Origin of the sequence: Acinetobacter sp. YZS-X1-1 (assembly GCF_000804305.1) — a bacterium.
In the GTDB taxonomy this organism is placed as follows: Bacteria; Pseudomonadota; Gammaproteobacteria; order Pseudomonadales; family Moraxellaceae; genus Acinetobacter; species Acinetobacter variabilis.
In genome coordinates this window covers 50734-59916 of sequence record NZ_JWHB01000021.1, presented here as the reverse complement: position 1 = coordinate 59916, position 9183 = coordinate 50734, and the positions used below count along the sequence as shown (strand labels likewise).

8 protein-coding genes are annotated in these 9183 nt (G+C 40.6%); 3 read left to right on the top strand and 5 right to left on the bottom strand.

Annotated elements, in window-relative coordinates:
* Window positions 1–401 precede the first annotated feature (401 nt).
* Entirely contained in the window at window positions 402–1568 is a 1167-nt protein-coding gene (locus tag RJ01_RS11590; protein WP_034171192.1) for an MFS transporter, read from the top strand.
* A 15-nt stretch (window positions 1569–1583) separates the two neighbouring features.
* On the opposite strand, the gene RJ01_RS11585 is transcribed toward RJ01_RS11590, so the two are convergent.
* Together RJ01_RS11585 and RJ01_RS11580 are read right to left on the bottom strand one after the other, a co-directional pair.
* Window positions 1584–3074 carry an amidase gene (locus RJ01_RS11585; protein ID WP_004785962.1) on the bottom strand — a complete coding sequence of 497 codons (1491 nt, stop codon included), beginning with the start codon at window positions 3072–3074 and terminating at the stop codon, window positions 1584–1586.
* A gap of 49 nt (window positions 3075–3123) precedes the next feature.
* Window positions 3124–4554 carry a diguanylate cyclase gene (locus RJ01_RS11580; RefSeq protein ID WP_034171191.1) on the bottom strand — a complete coding sequence of 477 codons (1431 nt, stop codon included), beginning with the start codon at window positions 4552–4554 and terminating at the stop codon, window positions 3124–3126.
* Window positions 4555–4879: 325 nt separating this feature from the next.
* Here RJ01_RS11580 and RJ01_RS11575 point away from each other — a divergent pair, with 325 nt between their 5' ends.
* The gene (locus tag RJ01_RS11575) at window positions 4880–5326 is read left to right on the top strand and encodes a hypothetical protein (RefSeq protein WP_034171190.1); all 447 of its coding nucleotides are present in this window, start codon (window positions 4880–4882) and stop codon (window positions 5324–5326) included.
* 62 nt (window positions 5327–5388) lie between these two features.
* Here RJ01_RS11575 and accC read toward each other — a convergent pair whose 3' ends face one another.
* The 3 genes from accC to aroQ are packed head-to-tail and all read right to left on the bottom strand — an operon-like array spanning window position 5389 to window position 7666.
* Window positions 5389–6759: an acetyl-CoA carboxylase biotin carboxylase subunit gene (gene accC / locus RJ01_RS11570; protein WP_034171189.1), complete on the bottom strand. Its 1371-nt coding sequence runs from the start codon at window positions 6757–6759 to the stop codon at window positions 5389–5391.
* Window positions 6760–6777: 18 nt separating this feature from the next.
* On the bottom strand, window positions 6778–7194 hold the full coding sequence (gene accB / locus RJ01_RS11565; RefSeq protein ID WP_004785952.1) for an acetyl-CoA carboxylase biotin carboxyl carrier protein: 417 nt from the start codon (window positions 7192–7194) through the stop codon (window positions 6778–6780).
* A gap of 16 nt (window positions 7195–7210) precedes the next feature.
* Entirely contained in the window at window positions 7211–7666 is a 456-nt protein-coding gene (gene aroQ, locus RJ01_RS11560; protein WP_034171188.1) for a type II 3-dehydroquinate dehydratase, read from the bottom strand.
* Between the two features lie 1033 nt (window positions 7667–8699).
* Here aroQ and ybaK point away from each other — a divergent pair.
* A complete protein-coding gene (gene ybaK / locus RJ01_RS11555) occupies window positions 8700–9167 on the top strand; it encodes a Cys-tRNA(Pro) deacylase (protein ID WP_034171187.1) in 468 nt (155 codons plus the stop codon).
* Window positions 9168–9183: the final 16 nt, after the last annotated feature.

Here is a 9183-nt window from a genome sequence, read left to right as displayed (position 1 = left end):
TCAGGTGGCCTAACTTAAATAAAAAAATCTCCGATAAATCCGGTAAGGTTCAAGGGTTTTTTCTTTTCTTATTGGTGATATCCATGACAGACAAGCCCGAGCAAAACTTAGAATTTTGCAGTGCTGAGCTGTCTAAATGTTATAACCTCAGTCATTTTAATTCTTAGATCCATCAAATGATTACGATTGATAAGCTCATATGTGAACTAGCAGAATAAATTAAGAATTTAGCTAATGTATTAAGTTAAAATTTAACTTTTCTCAAATTAGTTAAAGAACTTTGAAGAATCTATAGATGATTATCTTATAGATTATCGAGATCCAACCGAGACCCATTCAATGCAACTCAGCGCAACTTATATTTATTTTAAGTTATCAGAAATGAAAGAGTATCTAGTCTGATGCAATCTCTAGCTATTCATTACAGACTCAGTTTTTTCTACTTTTTTTATTATGTGATTGTGGGCGCATTCATGCCTTTCTGGAGTCTGTATCTGGAAGATCAAGGCTTTAATTATCAGGAAATTGGGATTTTATCTTCGATTGCGATTGTCACCCGATTTTTTGCGCCATTTATTTGGGGGTGGATTGCAGACAAATCTGGGAAACGCATGTTGCTGGTGCGTATAGCTACCTGGATGGAAGCTTGTATCTGGTTCATGATTTTTATCACTCCAAATAGCTTCCAGTCAGTCGCTTTGCTCATGCTGATTTTCAGTTTCTTTCAAAATGCGATTTTGGCTCAGTTTGAAGGCGTAACTTTATTCTGGTTAGGTGAAAAAAGGGCAGAGCTCTATGGCAAAGTGCGTAAGTGGGGTTCTATTGGATTTATTATTGGCGTATTTGGTTTAGGTGCCATTTTTGAGATTATTAGCATTAGTATGCTACCAGTCTTATTACTCTGTATCTCATTTCTGGCTTTTCTCTGGTCGTTCACTATCAAAGAACCAACAGCAGCACCGACAGCACAGAAAAAACTCGAAGCTTTATGGCCGATTTTCAAGCGTCCGGTGGTATACAGTTTTTTTCTGATTGAACTGATCATGCTGTTTTCACATGCGCCGTTTTATAGTTTTTATAGTAACTATCTCAGCCAGAATGGATTCAGTACCAGTCAGATCGGATTGCTTTGGTCGGTTGGGGTTATTGCTGAAATCATTATGTTTGCCTATGCCACATTTTTTCTGACACGCTGGTCATGGCGTCATCTGGTGATGCTATGCCTGTTAATGACTGGTTTAAGATGGCTAACAGTCGGCATATTTCCATCGTCATTTCTGGCACAGTTTTTTGCCCAGACCATTCATGCTTTGAGTTTTGGCTTATTTCATATGATTGCTATGCGGGTTATTTTTCAGAACTTTTCGGCCGGACAACAAGGCCGTGGGCAGGCACTGTATAGCACCATGTGGGGCTTAGGCGTGGCGAGTGGCAGCATTCTAGCCGGTCGTTATTGGGATCAGGTGGGTGGAACATCAATCTTTATTGCTGCTGCGCTCTCGACCTTGCTGGGCCTATTGCTGGTATTTGGCTTACCCAGCAAAGTCGAACTGCAAAAGCAGGTTTAAGATACGATTGAATGATTAAATGCGGATTTTGGAATATTGATCAAACCAGGGCTGAGCCTGTTCTAATTGAGCGGCTAGTTGTAACAGTAAATCTTCACGGGCAAATGGTGCAATAAACTGTGAGCCCAAAGGCAGGTTATCTTCATTCCAGTAAAGCGGTACTGACATTGCCGGAAGGCCGGTAATATTGGCTAATTGGGTGAATGGCACCCATTGCAGGTTTTCTTTTACAATCTGATCGACCAGCTTACCTTGTGCCAATAGATGTGCCTTATTCATTTTTAATAAAGCTTTAAGAATCGGCTTCTGCCAGTTTGGTGTCTTGACTTCGCCATTTTTGGGTGCAACAGTGGCCGTGGCTGGCGTCAGGTAGAGATCATAATCATCAAAGAAATGATTCATCTGGGTTACATATTGTCCCCAATTAGTCAGATTCTGGATATATTCAATCGCCGTTGTTTTGGCACCAAAAGCAGCCAGAGCCAGAGAATCCAGTTCAAAATCGCCTGATCTGGATGGATAGCCTTTCTGGATTTCGTTCAGCATATAAGAAAACTGGCTAAACCACGTCGTAATAAAATCTTTAGCCAGTTGCATGCCATCAATCTGCGGTTGATCCTCAACGACTTCATGACCTAAAGATTCCAGTAAACGGGCAGTTTGTTCTACCGCTTTAATAGCATCTTGAGAAACAGGCGTATCGATGCTGGAACGCGTATTAAATGCGATTTTTAATTTTTTTGGTGGTTGCTGAATCACTTCCAGATAATGTGTATGCGGACGTTGAATCGTAAACAGTGAACTGCGATCTTCACCATGCGTGGCATCCAGCATTGCTGCACTATCCCGAACAGTTTTAGTGAGTACATGTTGAATGGCAGCACCATGCATTGCTTCACTCATTTGCGGCCCCCACGGTGTACGTCCACGGCTTGGTTTTAAACCAAACAGACCACAGTAGGAAGCCGGAATACGAATTGAGCCACCACCATCACCTGCACCAGCAATTGGCACAATGCCGGCTGCCACAGCAGAAGCAGAACCGCCTGATGAGCCACCGCTGTTATGTCTTAAATTCCACGGATTTTTACAGCTACCCCAGGCATCTGGCTCGGTAATGCCTTTAATTCCGAATTCAGGAGTGTTGGTACGGCCAAAGGTCACGATACCTGCCTGTTCCCAACGGTTAACAATCTCGGCATTGGTATCAGCTATATAGCCAATGCGCTTTAAACCCTGACATCCATAAGACGTCGGATAACCTGCATATTCCTGAAACAGGTCTTTGACTAGAAATGGAACACCGGCAAAGGGACCTGACAGATCTTGCCGGGTACGCTGCAAGGCATGCTCATGCATGGGAATAATAATGGCATTGATTTCAGGATTAATATTCGCACTACGTTCTAAAGCGACTGATAAAAGTTCACTTGAATGTATCTGTTTATTTTTAACCAGTTCAGCCAGTCCTAATCCATCGTATTGTAAGTATTCTTCAAATTTCATCTGCATTCCCTAGCGTTGATATTGTTATAAGGTTGTAGAGGGTTTCAGTTCAGGATGCAAGCACCACCTGATTACGTCCCAAGTGTTTGGCCTGATATAAGGCCTGATCTGCGGTATTGACCAGTTGCTGTAAATCTTGAGAAAGTGGCGCATGTTGATGCGTAATCCCGAGACTCACGGTAATCGATAAAGGTGAGCCATCAGGTTGATACATTGGCGTTTTAGCTACCAGTTCACGAATACGCTCAGCAATAAATTGGGCTTTAGAAGGTTTAGTATCCCAAAGCAAAATGACAAATTCCTCACCACCAATACGCGCAAACAGATCTTGAGAACGTAAATTAGAACGGATGATTTCAGCAAAGTGTTGCAGTACTTTATCGCCCACATGATGGCCAAAATGATCGTTTAAACGTTTGAAATGATCAATATCCAGCATAATCAGGGAGAACTGCACACTCTTGGAATGTTGTAGTAAATATTCACCTTTCTGGAAGAAAAAATGCCGGTTCATGGTCCGCGTCAGACAGTCATGATTGGCCAAATACAATACGCGTTTAAATAGGTCGTTACGGTTCTGACTGATAATACACAGGATCAGCGGCGACAATGCCAGCATAAACAGTCCGATCCTTAATGAGATATAAATGGTCGAGTCTGCCAGCGTATCATGTGTAGTGGTATAGAACTGGGTCAGGCTGTAATACATCAAAATGATTACAAAGGCATTAATAATTGCAATCGTAAAGATGCGATAGGTCAGTGCTGCCCAGATTAAAGCTGCTAAAGGATAAAGCAGGGCACCTGGACCGACAAAAATATTGCTCAGGATAATACACAGGATTACCGTGCCTGCTGGCAGTAAATAACTCAATGAGTTCTGCTTCTTTCTGCGGTTTTTAAATAAATATTTGAGATCTTTGGTTCTAGGAAAGGCCAGAAAAAGCGGCAGGACAATAATGTAATTTACCATTTCGCCTGTCCACCACAGCCCAAAATCTATCCATAAATTTTCCTTGGTCATAAAGGAATGGGGAAGATTGGGTAAGGTCGCAACGGCAAACACTGCACTGGCCAGGCATCCTGCGAATGCACAGATGCCGAACATATGCACGAAAGTGAAGCCAGTATTGTAGTACTTATAATTGATCTGGAAATATCGGATAAAAAACAGCGATACAATAGTACTAATCAAGTTGGCAAGCGTTAGAAACAGACTCTGTAAAAGATTATTACCTGTCGCCAGATCAGCAAGCATGAACGCACAGAAAGCACCTAGCCACCCGCCCATATTGTTTAAATGGGGGAAGCGTAAAAACATGGCCAGTAAGGCAGCATTGGCAGGCCAGAGTATGGCTAAGTAATCCTGTGTCCTGGTCATAATGCTAATCAAACAAGTCACTAAAATAATGAAAAGAATGACCAAGTAGGTATATGTTTCAGGATTCAAGTTCTGGTCTGTGATTCGAGGTATTCGCAAATCTAAGTCCTGTATCTAATTTTTATTTGTGAAATATCACTTTGTTTGGGAAATGCTTTTTACCCAAAAGTACAACTTTATTCTTGGAATAATCTGTTTTTACTTATGTTATCAATATACGTTTGTATACGAAATATATACAAAAAAATTAAAAAAGGAAATCCATGTTTTTAAACTATAATGATAAAAATTTGTTTTATTTCGGTATTTAAACTGATGCAGAGCAGAATATGATCCCGAAAAATATGATAAGTTAAAATTAATTATTAGGATTGAAACGAAGCCTGTGAATACGAAAAAAACCTGTCTTAGCCTTGTCTTGCTCATGAGCTCATCTTGGCTAATGGCAACAGAAAATAATAATCAAACTGCAAATAGTATTGCGAAACCTATCGAAGTTCCGAATACTTTTACCATTAATACCCGTCCTGAAATTGTCGGGCTATGGGGAATGGAAATTCCAGATAATAAGAAGTGTGTTGAATACTATAATTTTAAAGGCAATAACAACGTCGTGATTAAAAGTGGTTCAGAATGGACCACAGGGCTGTATGACTATCAGCCTTCACAAGATCCGGCTGCACAGATTCCAGCGCTGATTATGCAGGTTAAATACGACAATAATGAAAAAGACTGTTCTGGTAATCAGGTAGATCAGTCAGGTGAGATTTCGCAGTATTTTGTGAAGTGGCAGAATTCCAATACCATTAATTTCTGTGCCAATGAAAAAGCAGAACAATGTTTTGCTGTGCTTCGACGCATTTTGCCTTGATTGAAGGCTAGATATAAAAAAACCGCTGACTTCAGCGGTTTTTTATTAGATCATGTCTCAAATCAAGCTTTTTCTTTGTCTTCAGCACCTTCAAGCTGCTTTAACAAATGTTTTTCCAGATAGTGAATATCCATTGCATGTTCACAGAAATTTTCATCCTGAAGAATCAGATCTTTGTGTAATGGAATATTGGTTTTCACGCCTGTCAGAATCATTTCATCCAAGGCTTGCTTCATGCGTGCAATTGCAGTTTTACGGTCTTTACCATGGGCAATTAGCTTGGCAATCATAGAATCATAATACGGCGGGATGCTATAGCCTGGATAGATATGAGAGTCTAAACGGATACCAGCACCACCTGGCGCATAGAAAGTCTCGATTTTGCCAGGAGATGGCATAAAGTTCGATGGATCTTCTGCGTTGATACGACATTCGATCGCATGACCTTGAACACGTACATCTTCTTGCTGGATATTCAGACCTAAGCCAGCCGCAATACGTAACTGCTGCTCAATGATGTCGATACCGGTGACCATTTCAGTCACAGGGTGTTCCACCTGGACACGGGTGTTCATTTCAATAAAGAAGAATTCGCCTTCTTCAAACAGGAACTCGAATGTACCAGCACCACGATATTGCATCAATTTACAAGCATTGACACAGGCTTCAAGAATGTCAGCTCGAGCCTGTTCTGGCAGGTAAGGCGCTGGCGCTTCTTCAAGTACTTTCTGGTGACGACGCTGTAAAGAACAGTCACGGTCATATAAATGGATCGCATGACCATTACCGTCGCCTAGAACCTGTACTTCGACGTGACGCGGTTTTTGCAGGAAACGTTCCATATAAACCGTGTCATCACCAAACCACATTTCAGCATCACGCTGCGCAGCTTGTACTGATTCAAGCAGGGTATCTACACGTTCTACAATACGCATACCACGACCACCACCACCGGAAGCCGCTTTCACGATGAGGGGGAAACCAATTTCTTTGGCTTCAGCAAGCGCATTGTGAATTGTCACGGCATGATCGCAACCAGGTACAGTTGGTACCCCCGCTTTTTTCATGGCAATAATTGCAGAAACCTTATTCCCCATCAGGCGAATATGTTCTGGACGCGGGCCAATGAAGATAAAACCAGAACTTTCTACGATTTCAGCAAATTCAGCATTTTCAGACAGGAAGCCATAACCAGGGTGGATGGCATCTGCGCTGGTGATTTCAGCGGCTGTAATCAGAGCTGGAATATTTAAGTAACTGTCACTGCTCGCGCCAGGACCAATACACACGGCTTCATCACAGAAGCGTAAGTGCATCAGGTCTTTGTCAGCGTCTGAATAGACACCGACGGTTTTAATTCCTAAAGTTTTGCAAGCTCGGGCGATGCGCAGGGCAATCTCACCTCGGTTTGCAATTAAAACTTTTTGCAACATTATGAATCCCCGAAGTGATTAGGCGCGGTAACGGAAAAGTGGCTGACCAAACTGAATCACTTCACCATTTTTCACCAGAATTTCTTCAATTACGCCGCTCTGAGTTGCTTCAATCGGGTTCATGATTTTCATTGCTTCAATGATACCCAGTGTTTCACCAGCAGAAACAGTTTGACCAATTTTCACAAAAGGTGCTTCGCCTGGACTTGGAGCCGCATAGAACACGCCAACCATTGGAGATTTTTCAACTGCACCACGAGGAGATTTAGCTGCAGGGACGTCAGCTGCAGGTGCAGGCATTGCAGGAACAGCTGCTGCAACTACTGGATTACGACGAGTCAGAGCGATCGACTGATCACCTTCCTTAACTTCAATCGCCTGTAAGTCAGATTCAATCATCAAATCGATGAGCTTCTTGATTTTACGGATATCCATGAGACAGTATTCCTAATTAAGATTGTTTAGAAGATTGTATTTTTTCAATGACATAGTCGAGTGCGGCAGCATAGCTTTTCGCACCTAGACCACAGATCACGCCAATAGCTTTATCGGATAGATATGAGTGATGTCGGAATGCCTCACGTGCATGGACGTTAGACAGGTGGACTTCAATAAACGGGATTGCCACGCCAAGAAGTGCATCACGAACTGCAACTGAGGTATGCGTCAGGGCAGCAGGATTAATAATGATATATTGCACGCCGTCTTGTTGGGCTTGATGAATTCGGTCAACAATTGCGCCTTCCCAGTTGCTCTGGAAAGTGTCAAGTTGTAAAGTAGCTTTTTCAGCCTGAGCAGTAAGCTGCTGATTAATATCTTCTAGAGTTAAATAACCATAAACTTCGGGTTCGCGCTTTCCTAGCAAATTTAAATTCGGTCCATGAATAACCAAAATGGTCGAAGTCATCTATGGTGCTCCAGTTAAAAAGTTTCAGGATAGGTTTGCAAGATGTCTACAAACTTCGCCTATTATGGCATGAATTCCTACATTATTTTTATAATTTCTTTGAATTGACATAGAAAAGCATGTACCACGCAGTGGCCATATAATGAAAACTTTGCAAGCATTTAGCAATGTTCAAAACTACCAAATCTTCGTCTTTTACATCATTTTTAGATTTTAGATGAATTGGCTGAATTGTTACATTTATGCTGTGTAAGTTAGACCTCAATGTTTATTCATAATTCTTTTAAATTGAATGTTTATTCGGCAATGGCTAGTCAAAAATAAAAATTATTAGTCGAAGTCTCTGCTCATATCAAAAATTATGGTGCTCGGTAAAAGACCGAGTTTTCATTATATTTTTGGGTGAATCAAAATTTCATTCTATTCATTATTCTGCAAACTAAAATATCAAACTTGGAATAAAAATCAAAAAGTTATTTGATAAATGGTATGAAGTGAAGTTTAGTATTAAATGGATTTTATTTCGCTAGTAAAGCAAGTAACACATTATCTTTCTGCAAAAAGAAATAAGCTCATTGCTACTGAACAATGGCTAAATAATGCTGATCGCAAACGTAAAATTAAAAACTTATAATTCTTCATTAATCTTTTACTGGTCTCATCTGATATTGACGAATGTGCTCAATTTTCTAAGTCTTACCTTTATTTGTAATTCCTTATGTTGGCTCAATAACATTGGCAAAATGGCACTTCATGTATAGGCGTTGTTATTCATCTGAATGTTGCCTAAGTTTTTAAATGATGAATTTTTAAACTTAAGAACGAGCTGGTATGCGGAATTACAATGATAAATGGGATAGCTAAGTTCAGTTAAAGTGCAGTATGAATAGATATTCTGGATTAAAAGCTAATGGTATCTGATTGTATTTTGAACATATATTGATTATATTGGCTATGCAGAATCACAGAATAAAACCCAAGCAGAATTGATAAGCTATAATAAAGATCCCGTCAAAATACTATCGAAGCTGTTATGACACCTGCATGCAAATTATTAAAATCTCAAAAAATTGAATATAGCATTCACGAATATGAACATGATGCCAATGCCAAAAGCTTTGGTTTGGAAGCAGCAGAAAAGTTAGGGCTAGCAGTCGAAGAAGTATTTAAAACATTATTGGTCACGGATGAAAAGCAGTATTTTGTGGCAGTTCTTCCAGTCAACCATCAGTTAAACCTGAAAAAAGTAGCATCAGTCTTTGGTTGTAAAAAGTTACAAATGGCTGATCCGAAACAGGCAGAACGTCTAACGGGTTATCTCGTCGGTGGTATTAGTCCGGTCGGGCAGAAAAAACGCCTGAAAACTGTCATTGATGCATCAGCGGAACAGCTGAATAAAATTTATGTCAGTGGGGGTAAACGCGGGCTAGATATTGGTTTAAGACCTGCGGATCTGGTTAAGGTTCTAGATGCAAAATTTGTGGATGTATTAGATATCTAAAATTTTCAGTATTCTT